Here is a 16,447-nt window from a genome sequence, read left to right on the forward strand (position 1 = left end):
GTGACCGGCGGTGTTCGCCGGGAGGGGCACCAGGACCACACCATTGGCCCCCAGCGTGGAGAACGAGTGACCGACAGCGTCGAAGCGCAGGACAGCAGTTACGCGGCGGCCCGGCTGCGTCTCCTCAACGAGGAGGCGCGGTCCGGGCCGCCGCGCCGCGCGGCCCTGGCCGCCCTCACCGACCAGTGGCTCGCGCAGCTCGCCGGCGAGGCCGCGGCGGCCACCGGCACCACGGGCTTCGCCCTGCTGGCCGTCGGCGGCTACGGACGCGGCGAGCTGTCACCGCGCAGCGATCTCGACCTGGTGCTGCTGCACGACTCGCAGAAGACCGTCGCGGCCCTCGCCGACCGCATCTGGTACCCGGTGTGGGACCTCGGCCTGGCCCTGGACCACTCGGTACGCACCCCGGCGGAGGCCCGGCAGACCGCGGGGGAGGACCTCAAAGTCCAGCTCGGCCTGCTCGACGCCCGGCACATCGCGGGCGACTCCGCGCTCACCGCGGCCCTGCGCAGCAGCGTCCTGACCGACTGGCGCAATCAGGCACCCAAGCGGCTGCCCGCGCTGCACGAGATGTGCCAGGAGCGCGCCGAACGCCAGGGCGAGCTGTCATACCTGCTGGAACCCGACCTCAAGGAGGCCCGCGGCGGCCTGCGCGACGCCACCGCCCTGCGGGCCGTCGCCGCCTCCTGGCTCGCCGACGCGCCCCGCGAGGGCCTCGAAGAGGCCCGCACCACCCTGCTGGACGCCCGCGACGCCCTGCACCTGGCCACCGGCCGCGCCACCGACCGGCTCGCCCTCCAGGAGCAGGACCAGGTCGCCGACGCGCTCGGCCTGCTCGACGCCGACGCGCTGCTGCGCCAGGTCTACGAGGCCGCCCGGCGGATCGCGTACGCCTCCGACGTCACCTGGCGCGAGGTCGGCCGCGTCCTGCGCTCACGCCAGCAGCGGCCCCGCCGCCGCGGACTGCTCGGCCGCGGCCGAACGACCCCCGCCGCCGTCCACACCCCCGAGCGCGTACCGCTGGCCGACGGCGTCGTGGAGCAGGAGGGCGAGGCCGTGCTGGCGCTGGCCGCCAGACCCGACCGCGACCCCGTACTGGCCCTGCGCGCCGCGGCGGCCGCGGCCCAGGCCGGGCTGCCGCTGTCGCTGCACGCCGTCCGCAGGCTCGCCGCGTCGGCCAAGCCGCTGCCCGTGCCGTGGCCGGGGGAGGCCCGCGAACAGCTCGTGACGCTGCTGGGCGCCGGTGAGTCCACCGTCCAGGTCTGGGAGGCGCTGGAGGCCGAAGGGCTGATCACCCGGCTGCTGCCCGACTGGGAGCGGGTCCGCTGCCGCCCGCAGCGCAACGCCGTACACCGCTTCACCGTCGACCGGCACCTGGTGGAGACCGCCGTACAGGCCGCCGAGCTGACCCGCCGCGTCGGCCGCCCCGACCTGCTGCTGACCGCCGCGCTGCTGCACGACATCGGCAAGGGCTGGCCCGGCGACCACAGCGAGGCGGGCGAGGTCATCGCCCGCGACGTCGCCACCCGGATCGGCTTCCACGAGGCCGACGTCGACACCCTCGCCCTGCTGGTCCGCCACCACCTGCTGCTCATCGACACCGCGACCCGCCGCGACCTCGACGACCCCGAGACCATCCGGTCGGTCGCCGAGACCGTACGGGACACCTCCACGCTGGAACTGCTCGCCGCCCTCACCGAGGCCGACGCGCTGGCCACCGGGCCCGCCGCCTGGAGCACCTGGCGGGCCTCGCTCCTGGCCGACCTGGTCGACCGGGTCGCCGGGGCGCTCGACAGCGGCGCGCTGCCGCAGGTCGCCGAGCGCGAGCCCACCGCCGAGGAGGAACGCCTGGCCATCGAGGCCGCCCGCACCGGCGGCCCGGTGCTGGCGCTGCACGCCCACACCGAGCCCGAGGCCGAGGGGGACGCCCAGGACGAGGCGCTGGGCGTGGAACTCGTCCTCGCCGTTCCCGACCGGCCCGGCCTGGTCGCCCAGGCCGCGGGCGTCCTCGCGCTGCACCGGCTCACCGTCAGGGCCGCCGACCTGCGCGCCGTCGACCCCCTCGGCGAGGGTCCGATCGCGCTGCTGACGTGGCGGGTCTCCGCCGAGTACGGCGCGCTGCCCGAGGCCGCCAGGCTCCGCGCCGACCTCGCCCGCGCCTTCGAGGGCACCCTGGACATCGAGGCCCGGCTCGCCGAGCGGGAGGCCGCCTATCCGCGGCGGCGCGGCATCACCCCGCCGCCGCCCCGCGTCAGCGTCGCCCCCGGCGGCACCTCGCAGACCGCCACCGTCCTCGAAGTCCGCGCCCACGACGCCCCCGGCCTGCTGCACCGCATCGGCCTCGCCCTGACCGCCACCGCCGTCACCGTCCGCTCCGCGCGCATCTCCACCCTGGGCGCCAACGCGGTCGACGCCTTCTACGTCGTCGGCAAGGACGGCGAGCCGCTGCCGCCCGCCCGCGCGGCCGAGGTGGCCCGCCAGGTCGAGAAGGCACTGCGGTGAGGGGGCGGCCGCGGCGGCGATGAATCGCGGCCCCGGCGGCGACAATGAATCCGGGGCGAACCGAACGGGGGTCGGCCAAGTACCCTTGAGGACGACCACCGCCCACCCCCGACGCGAGGATCCACGACCGACGTGTTCGATACCCTCTCCGACCGCCTTGCAGCAACCTTCAAAAACCTCCGGGGCAAAGGCCGTCTGTCCGAGGCGGATATCGATGCCACCGCGCGCGAGATCCGGATCGCGCTGCTCGAAGCCGACGTCGCCCTCCCCGCGGTGCGCTCCTTCATCGCGAACGTCAAGGAGCGCGCCCTGGGCGCGGAGGTCTCCAAGGCGCTCAATCCCGCGCAGCAGATCGTCAAGATCGTCAACGAGGAACTGGTCGGCATCCTGGGCGGCGAGACCCGCCGCCTGAGGTTCGCCAAGCAGCCGCCGACCGTGATCATGCTCGCGGGCCTCCAGGGCGCCGGTAAGACGACGCTCGCCGGAAAGCTCGGCAAGTGGCTTCAGGGCCAGGGACACACCCCGCTGCTGGTCGCCTGCGACCTCCAGCGCCCCAACGCCGTCAACCAGCTCAGCGTCGTCGCCGAGCGCGCGGGCGTCGCCGTCTACGCGCCCGAGCCGGGCAACGGGGTGGGCGACCCCGTCAAGGTCGCCGGGGACTCCATCGAGTTCGCGAAGACCCAGCAGTACGACATCGTCGTAATCGACACCGCGGGCCGCCTCGGTGTCGACGAGGAGCTGATGCGGCAGGCCGCGGACATCCGCGACGCCGTACGCCCCGACGAGATCCTCTTCGTCGTCGACGCGATGATCGGCCAGGACGCGGTCAACACCGCGGAGGCGTTCCGCGACGGCGTCGGCTTCGACGGCGTGGTGCTGTCCAAGCTGGACGGCGACGCCCGAGGCGGCGCCGCGCTGTCGATCGCGCACGTCACCGGCAAGCAGATCATGTTCGCGTCGAACGGCGAGAAGCTGGACGACTTCGACGCGTTCCACCCGGACCGGATGGCCTCCCGGATCCTGGGCATGGGCGACATGCTGTCGCTGATCGAGAAGGCCGAGCAGACCTTCAGCCAGGCCGAGGCCGAGAAGATGGCCGCCAAGCTGCAGAGCAGCAAGGGCGGCAAGGACTTCACGCTCGACGACTTCCTGGCCCAGATGGAGCAGGTCCGCAAGATGGGCTCCATCTCCAAGCTGCTCGGCATGCTGCCGGGCATGGGCCAGATCAAGGACCAGATCAACAATCTGGACGAGAAGGACGTCGACCGCACCGCCGCGATCATCAAGTCGATGACGCCCGGCGAGCGGCAGGACCCGCACATCATCAACGGCTCGCGCCGCGCCCGTATCGCCAAGGGTTCCGGCGTCGAGGTCAGCGCGGTCAAGGGCCTGGTGGAGCGGTTCTTCGAGGCGCGCAAGATGATGTCGCGGATGGCCCAGGGCGGCGGCATGCCCGGAATGCCGGGGATGCCGGGCATGGGCGGCGGTCCGGGGCGGCAGAAGAAGCAGCAGAAGCAGGCCAAGGGCAAGCGGCAGTCGGGCAACCCGATGAAGCGCAAGGCGGAGGCCGCGGCTGCCGCCGCCCGCCGCGAGCAGCAGGGCCAGGGGCAGGAGGGCGACAGCCCGTTCGGTCTGCCCCCGGGCGGCGAGAACTTCGAACTGCCCGACGAGTTCAAGAAGTTCATGGGCTGAGCCCGGCGACGGGACCCGGCGGCGTGCGCATCCCGGAGGCGCGCACGCCGTACGGGAGGCGATGATGGGCCCATGCGCGTTTCCATTCGAGAGCCCAGGCCCGCAGACGCCGAAGCCCACCGCGCGGCGGTGCTGCGCTCAGCGGAACACCTCAGGCCGTGGAATCCGGTGGACCCGGACGGCTTCCACGAGTTGCTGCGGCAGCAGGGCGGCGAGCTGCGGACCTTCCTCATCTTCAACGACGAGGACGGGGGCCTGGTCGGCAAGTGCAATGTCGCCAACATCGTGCGGGCCCGCTTCCGCAACGCCGCGCTGGGCTACGACAGTTACCTGCCGTACAACGGCACCGGCCGGATGAGCGAGGGGCTGCGGCTGGTGGTGGACCGCTGCTTCACCAGTTATCCGAACGGCCTCGGGCTGCACCGCCTGGAGATCAACGTCCAGCCGGACAACAGCCGTTCGGTCGCGATGGCCAAGCGGCTCGGCTTCCGCCACGAGGGCTTCTCGCCGCGCATGCTCTTCATCAACGACGCGTGGCGCGACCACGAGCGGTTCGCGCTCACCGCCGAGGAGTGGCCGGGCCTGCCGTCCGACTGACGACCGGCCGCCGTACGCGCGCCCGTATCCGTATCCGCAGGGGGCGATCGCAGGGCCCCGGCGCTCAGGCCAGCAGCCCGCGCAGCCCTCCGGCCCGTGCCAGCGCCTCCAGCTCATCCAGCGCGCGGACGGCCCGCCCGGCGGCCTCGGGGTCGGTGCCCGGCAGGCCGCTCGCCGCGAACTCGTCCTCGTCCAGGCGCAGTACGGCCGTGCCGTCGGCGGACACCCACAGGTCGAGGTCCAGATCCTCGACGGTGAGGCCGTCGGCCGCCACGAGCGCGGGCCTGGCGATGTCGCAGTACCAGCCCTTGAGCGAGCCGTCCCTGTCGCGCACCTCCTTCACGGCGTACCAGCGGTCGCGCCAGTAGGTCTCGGTGAACACGTCGCCGGGTTCGAAGCGGACGAAGCCGAAGTCCCTGGCCTCGGGCGCCGCCCAGTCGGCGCGTACGGTCACGCGTACGCCGTCGTCGTGCAGCACGGTCGCGGGATAGCGGCGCTTCTCGCGGCCGGCCTTCGTCAGGCGGACGGTGGTCGGGGCGGCGGCCGGGAGCGGCGGGGGAGTGTCGGGCATGCCGCCGACCCTGTCCGACGCGCGGCGGGGCGGGCCACCGAATTTCCGCGGACCGCCTGGTTCTCCGCGAGCCACCGGATGCCCGCGCACCACCGGATTCCTACGCCCCCGCGAGGTTTCGGCGGGTGGGCGGACCGGACCGCGTGAGCCGCTTCGTATACGGCGCCGACGCGGGTTCGGATGCGGACCCGTTATCGGAGCGGGGCAAGATTTTACCTACGCCCGCCTCCGCGCGGCCTGCCCGCCGGGCCGGTTTCCGCCGGGATCACCCGCGTCCGGCGTGCGGACGATCAGATACCGGAAGACGTTCTCCATCCGCACCGAGCCGTCCGGCCGCCGGTACGGGTGCAGCGCCTCGGCGATCTCCTTGTCGACCTGCTGCCGGTCGGTGGCCTCGACCGCCGCGTCGAAGAGCCCGGTGGAGAGCAGACCGCGCACCGCGCTCGGCAGATCCGGGTAGCCGAAGGGGCAGGACACCCGCCCCGAGCCGTCAGGGCGCAGCCCCGCGGCGAGCGCCAGATTCTCCAGGTCGTCCCGGCCGCTGAGCCGCACCTCCCGGGCGGCGGGCCCGCGCGGCTCCGCCAGCCGGGTCGCCACCCGCAGGACCCGCGAGGTCGCGCACCGCTCGGGCGGACCCCAGCCCGCCAGGACGATCGCGGTGTCCGGGTCCGCCGTGGCCGCCGCGGCGCACAGCGACGGCAGCAACTCGGCCGCGGGAGCCGCCGGGTCGAAGGCCGTGACCAGGTCGAAGCCGCCGGTGAGTCGGTGCGGAACACCCGCCGTCAGCCGCGTCCTGCCCCGGGCGCGGGCCGGTCCGCCCCAGGGATGCGCGGGAAGCAGCCGATCGCGGGCCAGCGCCAGCCGCTGCTCGTCCGTCTCGAAGCCGGTGACGGCCGCGCCCCGGTCCGCCGCCAGCAGCAGCGCGAGCCCCGCGCCGCAGCCGAGGCCCAGTAACCGGGTGTCCGCGCCGACCTCCAGCCGGTCGTACACGCTCTCGTACAGCGGGACGAGCATCCGTTCCTGGATCTCCGCCCAGTCCCGCGCCCTGCTCTCCGCGTCGGACCTGGTTCCGCGATAGAGCGTAGAAGCCATCGACCGCCCCAATCAGATGTGCGCCGTCGTTTTGCCCCCGTGGTGCCGTACCTGCCGCTTGCGTCCCCGAAAGCCAGACAACTGCTGAATCCCGACGCCGTCCAGGGTCCGGAGTGCCCATTTTTGGAACCACCCGCCCAGGCGCCGCACCGGTCCCGGGCCCGACCGGACCGATTCACGCTCGGGGCGGGCGGGGCCGTAACATCTGCGTCATGGCAAAGGCTCCCGTTCTCACCCCCCAGGCGGACGATTTCCCGCGCTGGTACCAGGACCTGATCAGCAAGGCCGAGTTGGCCGACAACGGCCCGGTGCGCGGCACCATGGTCATCCGGCCTTACGGCTACGGCCTGTGGGAGCGGATGCAGCAGGACATGGACGCGCGGATCAAGGAAGCGGGCGCGCAGAACGCGTACTTCCCGCTCTTCATCCCGCAGTCGTACCTGACGCGTGAGGCCGAGCACGTCGAGGGCTTCGCGCCCGAGCTTGCGGTCGTCACGCACGGCGGCGGCAAAGAGCTGGAAGAGCCGATCGTCGTCCGGCCCACGTCCGAGACGATCATCAACGAGTACTTCTCCAAGTGGGTGCAGAGCTACCGCGACCTGCCGCTGCTGATCAACCAGTGGGCGAACGTGGTCCGTTGGGAGCTGCGCCCGCGGCTGTTCCTGCGCACCACCGAATTCCTCTGGCAGGAGGGCCACACCGCCCACGCCACGTACGAGGACGCGCGCGCCTACGCCGCCCGGATCCAGAAGGACGTCTACGCGGACTTCATGGAGAACGTGCTGGCGATGGACGTCGTCCTCGGCCGCAAGACCGCCAAGGAGCGGTTCGCGGGCGCGATCAACACCCTCACCCTGGAAGGGATGATGGGCGACGGCAAGGCGCTCCAGCTCGGCACCAGCCACGAACTGGGGCAGAACTTCGCCAAGGCGTTCCACACGCAGTACCTGTCGAAGGACGGCACGCAGGAGCACGTCTGGCAGACATCCTGGGGCAGCACGACGCGGATGATCGGCGCCCTGGTGATGATGCACGGCGACGACAACGGGCTGCGGGTGCCGCCGAGGCTGGCGCAGACCCAGGTCGTGGTGCTGGCGATCAAGGGCGACGAGGCGGTCGTCGCCAAGGTGCGCGAGATCGGCGAGACGCTGCGCGCGGCCGGGCTGCGCGTGCACGTGGACGACCGCACCGACACCCCCTTCGGCCGCCGCGCGGTCGACTGGGAGCTGAAGGGCGTGCCCGTCCGCGTCGAGATCGGGCCGCGCGACCTGGAGGCGGGCACCGCGATGCTGGCCCGCCGGATTCCCGGCGGCAAGGAGCCGGTCGCGCTCGACACCCTGGCCGACCTGCTGCCCAAGGTGCTCGAAGAGGACCAGGCGACGCTGCTGCGCGAGTCCCGCGAGCGCCGGACGTCCCGCACCGTGGACGTCGCGACGATCGAGGAGGCCGCCGAGGCCGCCGCCACCGGCTGGGCCCGCATCCCCTGGGCCGACCTCGGTCCCGAGGGCGAGGCCAAGCTGGCTGAGCAGGGCGTTTCCGTACGCTGCCTGGTCGCGCCCGACGGTTCGGTGCCGGACGCCGACGACACTCCGGGCACGCTGGCGATCGTCGCGCGCGCCTACTGAGGCCGCTCGCGTCCGCTGACCGAAAAGCGGCGTGCGTTATATGTGAATCGTCCGTCGATGGGGCGGGTGCGCGGGTTCTCCACAGACCTGCACACCCGCCCTTCGTCATGCGCATCATCCGGAACTGACCGATCAGTGCAAATTATTTACGGTAGCCCGGTATCGGAACACCGGGAGCGCCCGGCTCGTTGTCACGGCGTGAGCACGACACCACCTGTTCTCGCCGCCGAGCTGGCAGTCGCCTGGGCCGATATTCAACGGCACCATCCCGAGCTGCCCGACCTGGCCGCGCCCGAGTCCCTGATCGGAGAGTCGTCGTCCGCCTGCGGCAACGAGCTCTCCTTCGAAAGGCTGCTGCACGAGGCCGTGCACGGGATCGCCGCTGCCCGCGGAATCCGTGACACCTCGCGTGCTGGCCGCTACCACAACCGCCGATTCCTGGCCATCGCCGACGAAATGGGCCTCGATCACGCGGAGGAGCCGCACCCGAGCAGCGGCTTCTCCCTCGTGGTGATGCGCCCGGACACCCGGAAGCGTTACCGGGTCACCATCGACCGGCTACAGCGCGCTCTCAAGGCGCACACCGTGGCCACCACCGCCGACACCGCACGCTCCTTCCGCGGGCCGGCCGCCAGGCACGGCTCGTCGGGCGGCGGGGTACGGGTCAAGGCCGTGTGCGACTGCGGGCGCAATGTCCGGGTCGTCCCGTCGGTGCTGGCCCAGGCGCCCATCATGTGCGGGGCCTGCGGGCAGCCGTTCCGGATCCCGGAGGTCGTCGGGGTCGGCTGAGTGTGGCAGAATGTCCAGTCGAGAACTCGACAGCCGTGCAGGAACCCTCTCTCCTTCGGCTGACGCGTCCACCGGGCGCGACGACTCCCACAACCCCACGTGGAAGTCCGCTGTGCCCAAACACGTCAATTCCAGGAGAACCCACTCCCGTGGCAGTCAAGATCAAGCTGAAGCGTCTGGGCAAGATCCGTTCGCCTCACTACCGCATCGTCGTCGCCGACTCCCGTACCCGCCGTGACGGCCGGGCCATCGAGGAGATCGGCCTGTACCACCCGGTGCAGAACCCCTCGCGCATCGAGGTCGACTCGGACCGCGCGCAGTACTGGCTCTCCGTCGGCGCCCAGCCGACCGAGCCCGTGCTCGCCATCCTGAAGCTCACCGGCGACTGGCAGAAGTACAAGGGCCTTGAGGCCCCGGCACCGCTGCTCGTCGCCGAGCCGAAGGCCGACAAGCGCGCCCTCTTCGAGGCCGCCGCCAAGGACAGCGCGGACGAGCCCAAGGGTGAGGCGATCACCCCGAAGGCCAAGAAGTCCGAGAAGTCCGAGAAGAAGGCCGATGACACCGCCGAGGCTCCGGCCGCGGCCGAGTCGACCGAGGCCTGAGCATGCTCGAGGAGGCCCTTGAGCACCTCGTGAAGGGCATCGTCGACAATCCTGACGATGTGCACGTGGGTATGCGCACCCTGCGTCGCGGCAGCGTGCTCGAGGTCCGGGTGCACCCCGACGACCTCGGCAAGGTGATCGGCCGCAACGGCCGTACCGCCCGCGCGCTGCGTACCGTCGTGGGCGCCCTCGGCGGCCGTGGTGTCCGCGTCGACCTCGTCGACGTGGACCAGGTTCGCTGAGCGGGCCGACACAGAGAACACCGGCGCGGGCCGGGGGTGGCAGTCGCCGCTCCCGGCCCGCGCCGCGTTCGTACCCTTTTCATCCCTGTTCCGGAGTCGGAGAGTGAGCCGTACATGCAGTTGGTAGTCGGCAGGATCGGCCGCGCCCACGGCATCAAGGGCGAGGTCAGCGTCGAGGTGCGGACCGACGAGCCGGAGCTGCGGCTCGCGCCCGGGGCCGTCCTCGCCACCGACCCGGCCGCCACGGGCCCGCTGACCATCGCCACCGGACGCGTGCACAGCGGCCGGCTGATGCTGCGCTTCGAGGGCGTCGCCGACCGCACCGCCGCCGAAGCGCTGCGCAATACGCTGCTGATCGCCGAGGTCGACCCGGAGCAGACGCCGGAGGACCCCGAGGAGTTCTACGACCATCAGCTCATCGACCTCGACGTGGTGACGGTCGACGGGCGCGAGGTCGGCCGGATCGCCGAGATCAGCCATCTCCCGTATCAGGACCTGCTGATCGTCCGGCGGCCTGACGGCACCGAAGTGCTCATCCCGTTCGTCGGCGAGATCGTGCCGGAGATCGACCTGGAGGAGCAGCGCGCGGTGATCGACCCGCCGCCGGGGCTGCTGGACGAGGCCGACGCGGAAGTGGCCACGTCCGGCGAGCACGCCGGTGACGCCACGGATGACGGCGCCACTGATGCCGACGCCACGTCCGGCGACGACGCGGACGGCGTCTGACATGCGGATCGACGTCGTCACGATCTTCCCCGAGTACCTGGAGCCGCTGAACGTCTCGCTGGTCGGCAAGGCGCGGGCGAGCGGGCGGCTGGACGTGCGGGTGCACGACCTGCGCGGGTGGGCGTACGACCGGCACAACACGGTGGACGACACCCCGTACGGCGGCGGACCCGGCATGGTCATGAAGACCGGCCCCTGGGGCGAGGCGCTCGACCAGACCCTCGCCGACGGCTACGAGGCGGGCGCCCACCGCCCGGCGCTCGTCGTCCCCACCCCCAGCGGCCGGCCCTTCAGCCAGGCGCTCGCCGTGGAACTCTCCGCCAGCCCCTGGCTGATCTTCACACCCGCCCGCTACGAGGGCATCGACACCCGGGTCACCGACGAGTACGCGACCCGGCTGCCGGTCCACGAGGTCTCCATCGGCGACTACGTGCTGGCCGGCGGCGAGGCGGCGGTCCTGGTGATCACCGAGGCGGTGGCCCGGCTGCTGCCCGGCGTCCTCGGCAACGCCGAGTCGCACCGCGACGACTCCTTCGCGCCGGGACCGATGGCCAATCTGCTGGAGGGCCCGGTCTACACCAAGCCGCCGCAGTGGCGCGGGCGTGGCATCCCCGACGTGCTGCTCAGCGGCCACCATGGCAAGGTCGCGCGCTGGCGGCGGGACGAGGCGCTGCGCCGTACCGTCGCCAACCGGCCCGACCTGGTGGAGCGTTGCGACCCCGCGGCCTTCGACAAGAAGGACCGGGAGATGCTCTCCATCCTCGGCTGGGGCCCCGGCCCCGACGGCCGATTTGGGCCCAGCCCGGAGGCCGTGGAAGAATGAGCCGCTGCTGTCCGTCCGGCGCGCGCCCCTGCCACAGGGGGAACGACGTCCGTCCGACGCGGTGGCACCCCATTTTTTGGCAAATCCGCATCGCGACATTCCGTCGATGACCTGTGGCATCGGCGAGGAAGCAGAATCTCATGCCCAACCTGATCGACAGCGTCAACAGCGCTTCGCTGCGCACCGACATCCCGGCCTTCCGCCCCGGCGACACCGTCAACGTCCACGTGCGCGTCATCGAGGGCAACCGCTCCCGTGTGCAGCAGTTCAAGGGTGTTGTCATCCGCCGCCAGGGCGCGGGCATCAGCGAGACCTTCACGGTCCGCAAGGTCAGCTTCTCCGTCGGCGTCGAGCGCACGTTCCCCGTGCACACCCCGATCGTCGAGAAGATCGAGGTCGTCACCCGCGGTGACGTCCGTCGCGCGAAGCTATACTACCTCCGTGAGCTGCGCGGCAAGGCCGCGAAGATCAAGGAGAAGCGCGACAACTGATCCATGGGAAGGCCGGATAAGCTCTGGCCTCGATGGACAGCGAAGCGACACTTCCGGAACGCGACCGTTCCTCTCCCGCCGACGAGGCGGATACGGAGGAGCGGTCGCGTTTCGTCGTGTCAGGACGCGATGCGGCGGGTCCCGTATCCCGGTCCCCGATGCGGGTCTTCGTGCACGAGGCCGTGCCGCGCTGGTGGGCGGAGTGGCGGCGCACGGTGCTGCTCGCGGTCGGCTGCGTCGTCGCGCTGCTGCTGGTGAGCACGTATGTCGTGCAGCCCTTCCAAGTGCCCAGCGGCTCCATGGAGAACACGCTGCGGGTCGGCGACCGGGTGCTGGTCAACAAGCTGGCGTACCGTTTCGGCGGCCATCCACGGCGCGGGGACGTGATCGTCTTCGACGGCGACGGATCGTTCACTCAGCAGGGTGGAACGGACTACGTGAAGCGCGTCATCGGCGTCGGCGGCGACCGCGTCACCTGCTGCGACAAGCAGGGCAGGCTGCTGGTCAACGGCCGCCCGCTGGACGAGGGCTATCTCTTCCCCGGCGACGTGCCCTCGCGGGTGCCTTTCGACATCGTGGTGCCGGACGGAAGGCTGTGGGTGATGGGCGACCACCGCGACGACTCCCGCGACTCACGGGACCACCTCGGGGAACCGGGCGGCGGCACCGTACCGCTCGGCAAGGTCATCGGCCGCGCCGAGTGGATCGGCTGGCCGTTCGGCCACTGGACCCGGCTCAACCGCCCCGCGACCTTCGCCGCCGTCCCCGCACCCGCCGCGGGTCACCATGGGTAACCGCGGGCGGCCCCGCTACGGCCACCACCGCGCCGCCCCGGTGACGGGCGCGGCGGGCTCCGGCACGGGCGGCGCCCCGGGAAACGGTACGGGCGACGGCGCGTACGGCGGACCGCCCGGCGGCGGCAGCACCCGTATCGAGCGCCGCAAACTGGCCCGCAAGGTCAAGCGCAAGCGCCGCCGCTCGCTCGCCAGGGAGGTGCCGCTGCTGGTCATGGTGGCCCTGCTGATCGCGCTGGTGCTCAAGACGTTCCTGCTCCAGGCGTTCGTCATCCCCTCCGGGTCGATGGAGCAGACCATCAAGATCGGCGACCGGGTGCTGGTCGACAAGCTCACCCCGTGGTTCGGCGCCGAGCCGCACCGCGGTGACGTCGTGGTCTTCAAGGACCCCGGCGGCTGGCTGCCGCCCGAGGAGCAGAAGAAGCCCGACCCCGTGGTGATCAAGCAGGTGAAACAGTTCTTCACCTACATCGGCCTGCTGCCGTCCGCCGACGAGCAGGACCTGATCAAGCGGGTCATCGGCGTCGGCGGCGACACCGTGAAGTGCTGCGACGCCGACGGGCGCATCACCGTCAACGGCGTGCCCCTCAGTGAGCCGTATCTTTACGCCGGTAATCCACCCTCAATGATGAAATTCACCGTGCACGTACCGCAGGGCAGGCTGTGGGTGATGGGCGACCACCGGTCGGATTCGGCCGACTCGCGGTACCACACGGACAAGCCCGGAGGCGGCACGATTCCGCTGAATCTGGTGGTGGGAAGGGCCTTCGTCATCGCCTGGCCGTTCGGTCACTGGGAGCGACTGAAGGAACCCGGTACGTTCGCTTCCGTCCCCGACGCGCAGGTGGCGGCGACCGCGGCCACAGCCGGGACGGCTAGGGTGGCCCAGGCCAACAACGGTCAAGGAACGAGCCAGACACCGACTCCTGCGGAACTCCCGCTCGTTATGGGAGTGGCGGGCCTGCGCCGGAAACGGGGCAGGCGGCGGACTGGAGTGAGGAGTGGATGTGGGGGACCTGGTGGTCGGCGCACGGTCTGGATCCGGCGAGCCCGAAAAAGGGGATGTCACGGTGCCGTCTGTCGACAAGTCGGAGGCCGATGGCCGAGTCCCCGAGCCCGCGGACAGTACGGAGTACGGCGGCGGGCAGTACCCGGGCGGCGGGTCGTACCCCGGCAGCCACGCCGATGCGGGTCAGGTTCCCGGCCAGGCTCCGGAGGCCCCCGTGGGGCCGGCGGACGGCACGGACCCGCGGGACCCCGCGGCGGCCGGTCCCGCTGACCGCCCGCAGGGCCCCGGCGGCCCCGGGGACCCCGGCTCGGGTGACGAGCCGCCGTCCCGCTCCTCGGGCGGCTCCGCGAGCAAGAACCGGTCGTTCTGGAAGGAACTGCCGCTCCTGATCGGCATCGCGCTGGTCCTGGCGCTGCTGATCAAGACCTTCCTGGTGCAGGCGTTCTCCATCCCGTCCGACTCCATGCAGCACACGCTGGAGCGCGGCGACCGCGTCCTGGTCGACAAGCTCACCCCCTGGTTCGGCTCCAAGCCGAGCCGCGGCGAGGTCGTCGTCTTCCACGACCCGGGCGGCTGGCTCGGCGAGAATCCGCCCGCCGGCGGCAACGCGGTGACCAGGGGCGTGCAAAAGGGCCTCAGCTTCATCGGCCTGATGCCGTCCGCCGAGGAGAAGGACCTGATCAAGCGGGTCATCGGCGTCGGCGGCGACACGGTCGAGTGCAACGGCACGGGACCGGTGAAGGTCAACGGCAAGGCGCTGGACGAGCCGTACGTCTTCGCGGGCAACACCCCCTGCACCCCCGACCGGCCGTTCAAGGTCACCGTGCCCAAGGGCCGGATCTGGGTCATGGGCGACCACCGCCAGGACTCCCTCGACTCCCGCTACCACATGACGCTGCCCGGCGGCGGCACCGTGTCCGACAACGAGGTCGTCGGCCGCGCCGTGACGGTGGCCTGGCCGGTCAACCGCTGGGACTGGCTCTCCATCCCCAGCACCTTCAGCCAGCCGGGCATCAACGCGGCGGGCACCGCGGGCCCGGCCGCGGTGGGCCTCCTCGGTGCGGCGCCGCTGGTGCTGATGCGCCGCCGCAGGCTGCTGCGCGCACAGCCGCCGGTCACTCCGGAGACGGAAGAGGACTGACGGACGTACCCGGCCCACGGCGGCGGGCGCCCGATCGAGCACCGACGGGCGTCCGGGCCTACGGTCCGGGGCGTACCGCCGGGTAGGGTTCCGGTCCATGAGCAGCAGCAGTGCGATACGCAAGGGTGAGGGCCGGTTCGGACGTACGGTGTCCGGGCTGGCCATCGCTCTTGGCTGTGCCCTGTTCCTCGGCGGCTTCGCCTGGGGAGCGGTCGAGTACCGGCCGTACACAGTGCCCACCAATTCCATGCAGCCGACCGTGCACCCGGGGGACCGGGTGCTGGCCCAGAAGGTCTCGGGCTCCGATGTGCGCCGCGGCGACGTGGTGGTCTTCCAGGACAAGCTCTGGGGCGACCTTCCCGAGGTCAAGCGGGTCGTCGGCGTCGGCGGCGACGTCGTCAAGTGCTGCGACACCCAGAGCCGCCTCACGGTGAACGGCACGGCGGTCGACGAAGAGGGCTATCTCGACGGCTCCGACGCCTCCGCCGCGCCCGGTGGCTCCGGCCTTCCCGGCGTTCCCGCCTCCGTGACGAAGTTCAGCACCACGGTGCCGCGCGGCTCACTCTTCCTGCTCGGTGACAACCGCGCGGTCTCCCAGGACTCCCGTATCCGCCTCACCGACGCCCAGCACGGCGCGGTCCCCGTGAGCGCCGTGAAGGGCCGCGTGGACGGCACGGTGTGGCCCATGGGGCGGATGGGAACGCTGTCGCCCACGACCGCCTTCAAGGCCGTGCCGGGCGGCGGTACGTCCGCCGAGGGGCCGCTGCGCTGGATCGTCGTCATGGTGGTCGTGGGCGCCCTGCTGATTCTCGGCGGCGCGGCGTACGGACCGGTGGCCGGGCTGCTGAGGCGGCGCAGGTGACCGTGGTGCGTCGACGCGTCGCCCGTGTGGTGCTGCTCGACCCGGCGGACCGGATCCTGCTGCTGAACGGCGTCGATCCGGCCGATCCGGCGGTGGGCTCGTGGTTCACGCCGGGCGGCGGGGTCGAGGGCGGTGAGAGCCTGGAGGAGACGGCGCTGCGCGAGCTCGCCGAGGAGACCGGCATCACCGATGTACGGCTCGGTCCCGTGCTGTGGGAGCGGACCAGCTCCTTCAGCTTCGACGGGCGGCGCTGGGAGCAGGACGAGTGGTACCACCTGGGCCGTACCGACACCGTCGACATCGACACCAGCGGCCAGACGGACCTGGAACGCAGAAGTGTCTCGTCGTTGCGCTGGTGGACCTGCGAGGAACTTTTGCGCACTCGTGAGACGGTGTACCCCATCAGACTCGCTGAGCTGCTGCGTACGCTGCTCGACGAAGGCCCCCCGCAATCCCCGATCCCCCTGGGGACGGAGCGCGACTGACGCACAATGGGGGGCACGTACGGCTGAAGGGGAACATGCCATGAGCGCCGAGGACCTCGAAAAGTACGAGACCGAGATGGAGCTGAAGCTCTACCGGGAGTACCGCGATGTCGTTGGCCTGTTCAAGTACGTGATCGAGACCGAGCGGCGCTTCTACCTCACCAACGACTACGAGATGCAGGTGCACTCGGTCCAGGGCGAGGTCTTCTTCGAGGTCTCGATGGCCGACGCCTGGGTCTGGGACATGTACAGGCCCGCCCGCTTCGTCAAGCAGGTCCGTGTCCTCACGTTCAAGGACGTGAACATCGAGGAGCTGAACAAGGCGGATCTGGATCTGCCGTCGGACGAATCGGGCTTCAATAGTTGAAGCTGAGGCCCTTTTTTGAGGGGGCTCCGGGGGTGCC

General features: G+C 71.5%; 18 protein-coding genes. 16 read left to right on the forward strand and 2 right to left on the reverse strand.

What is annotated here, in order from left to right; all coding sequences use genetic code 11:
- Positions 1–66: 66 nt before the first annotated feature.
- The 3 genes from ACFZBB_RS17745 (at position 67) to ACFZBB_RS17755 (ending at position 4,791) form a co-directional block, all read left to right on the forward strand.
- Positions 67–2,502: a [protein-PII] uridylyltransferase gene (locus ACFZBB_RS17745; RefSeq protein ID WP_391123113.1), complete on the forward strand. Its 2,436-nt coding sequence runs from the start codon at positions 67–69 to the stop codon at positions 2,500–2,502.
- 132 nt (positions 2,503–2,634) lie between these two features.
- Positions 2,635–4,194 carry a signal recognition particle protein gene (gene ffh, locus ACFZBB_RS17750; protein ID WP_391050350.1) on the forward strand — a complete coding sequence of 520 codons (1,560 nt, stop codon included), beginning with the start codon at positions 2,635–2,637 and terminating at the stop codon, positions 4,192–4,194.
- Between the two features lie 72 nt (positions 4,195–4,266).
- Complete coding sequence (locus tag ACFZBB_RS17755; RefSeq protein WP_355346371.1) at positions 4,267–4,791, forward strand: GNAT family protein; 525 nt, start codon at positions 4,267–4,269, stop codon at positions 4,789–4,791.
- 64 nt (positions 4,792–4,855) lie between these two features.
- Here ACFZBB_RS17755 and ACFZBB_RS17760 read toward each other — a convergent pair whose 3' ends face one another.
- Positions 4,856–5,362, reverse strand: coding sequence for a DUF402 domain-containing protein (locus tag ACFZBB_RS17760; RefSeq protein WP_391123116.1), 507 nt, complete (start codon positions 5,360–5,362; stop codon positions 4,856–4,858).
- Between the two features lie 216 nt (positions 5,363–5,578).
- A complete protein-coding gene (locus tag ACFZBB_RS17765) occupies positions 5,579–6,454 on the reverse strand; it encodes an SAM-dependent methyltransferase (RefSeq protein ID WP_391123119.1) in 876 nt (291 codons plus the stop codon).
- Between the two features lie 212 nt (positions 6,455–6,666).
- On the opposite strand from ACFZBB_RS17765, the gene proS reads away from it, so the two are divergent.
- The 13 genes from proS to ACFZBB_RS17830 all read left to right on the forward strand — a co-directional run bounded on the left by proS (position 6,667) and on the right by ACFZBB_RS17830 (position 16,410).
- Positions 6,667–8,079, forward strand: a complete 1,413-nt coding sequence (proS, locus tag ACFZBB_RS17770) for a proline--tRNA ligase (RefSeq protein WP_391123124.1) — start codon at positions 6,667–6,669, stop codon at positions 8,077–8,079.
- Positions 8,080–8,277: 198 nt separating this feature from the next.
- Entirely contained in the window at positions 8,278–8,868 is a 591-nt protein-coding gene (locus ACFZBB_RS17775; RefSeq protein ID WP_188281222.1) for a hypothetical protein, read from the forward strand.
- 149 nt (positions 8,869–9,017) lie between these two features.
- Positions 9,018–9,470 (forward strand): 30S ribosomal protein S16, encoded by a 453-nt coding sequence (gene rpsP, locus ACFZBB_RS17780; RefSeq protein WP_391123128.1) that lies wholly within the window; start codon positions 9,018–9,020, stop codon positions 9,468–9,470.
- 2 nt (positions 9,471–9,472) lie between these two features.
- Positions 9,473–9,712 (forward strand): RNA-binding protein, encoded by a 240-nt coding sequence (locus ACFZBB_RS17785; RefSeq protein WP_355346386.1) that lies wholly within the window; start codon positions 9,473–9,475, stop codon positions 9,710–9,712.
- A gap of 114 nt (positions 9,713–9,826) precedes the next feature.
- A complete protein-coding gene (gene rimM, locus ACFZBB_RS17790) occupies positions 9,827–10,438 on the forward strand; it encodes a ribosome maturation factor RimM (RefSeq protein WP_391123131.1) in 612 nt (203 codons plus the stop codon).
- 1 nt (position 10,439) lies between these two features.
- Positions 10,440–11,261 carry a tRNA (guanosine(37)-N1)-methyltransferase TrmD gene (gene trmD, locus ACFZBB_RS17795; protein WP_391123134.1) on the forward strand — a complete coding sequence of 274 codons (822 nt, stop codon included), beginning with the start codon at positions 10,440–10,442 and terminating at the stop codon, positions 11,259–11,261.
- A gap of 140 nt (positions 11,262–11,401) precedes the next feature.
- Complete coding sequence (gene rplS, locus ACFZBB_RS17800; RefSeq protein ID WP_391123137.1) at positions 11,402–11,752, forward strand: 50S ribosomal protein L19; 351 nt, start codon at positions 11,402–11,404, stop codon at positions 11,750–11,752.
- Positions 11,753–11,784: 32 nt separating this feature from the next.
- Positions 11,785–12,546: a signal peptidase I gene (gene lepB / locus ACFZBB_RS17805; protein WP_391123139.1), complete on the forward strand. Its 762-nt coding sequence runs from the start codon at positions 11,785–11,787 to the stop codon at positions 12,544–12,546.
- Positions 12,539–13,825 carry a signal peptidase I gene (gene lepB, locus ACFZBB_RS17810; RefSeq protein WP_391123142.1) on the forward strand — a complete coding sequence of 429 codons (1,287 nt, stop codon included), beginning with the start codon at positions 12,539–12,541 and terminating at the stop codon, positions 13,823–13,825. The genes lepB (ACFZBB_RS17805) and lepB (ACFZBB_RS17810) overlap by 8 nt, the downstream gene beginning before the upstream one ends.
- Positions 13,770–14,696: a signal peptidase I gene (lepB, locus tag ACFZBB_RS17815; protein WP_391123145.1), complete on the forward strand. Its 927-nt coding sequence runs from the start codon at positions 13,770–13,772 to the stop codon at positions 14,694–14,696. The genes lepB (ACFZBB_RS17810) and lepB (ACFZBB_RS17815) overlap by 56 nt, the downstream gene beginning before the upstream one ends.
- A 97-nt stretch (positions 14,697–14,793) precedes the next feature.
- Positions 14,794–15,558 carry a signal peptidase I gene (gene lepB / locus ACFZBB_RS17820; RefSeq protein WP_391123148.1) on the forward strand — a complete coding sequence of 255 codons (765 nt, stop codon included), beginning with the start codon at positions 14,794–14,796 and terminating at the stop codon, positions 15,556–15,558.
- Between the two features lie 5 nt (positions 15,559–15,563).
- Positions 15,564–16,043: an NUDIX domain-containing protein gene (locus tag ACFZBB_RS17825; RefSeq protein WP_391123151.1), complete on the forward strand. Its 480-nt coding sequence runs from the start codon at positions 15,564–15,566 to the stop codon at positions 16,041–16,043.
- A gap of 40 nt (positions 16,044–16,083) precedes the next feature.
- Positions 16,084–16,410, forward strand: coding sequence for a DUF2469 domain-containing protein (locus tag ACFZBB_RS17830; RefSeq protein ID WP_188281213.1), 327 nt, complete (start codon positions 16,084–16,086; stop codon positions 16,408–16,410).
- Positions 16,411–16,447: the final 37 nt, after the last annotated feature.

Origin of the sequence: Streptomyces sp. NPDC008139 (assembly GCF_042957025.1) — a bacterium.
Classification (GTDB): Bacteria; Actinomycetota; Actinomycetes; order Streptomycetales; family Streptomycetaceae; genus Actinacidiphila.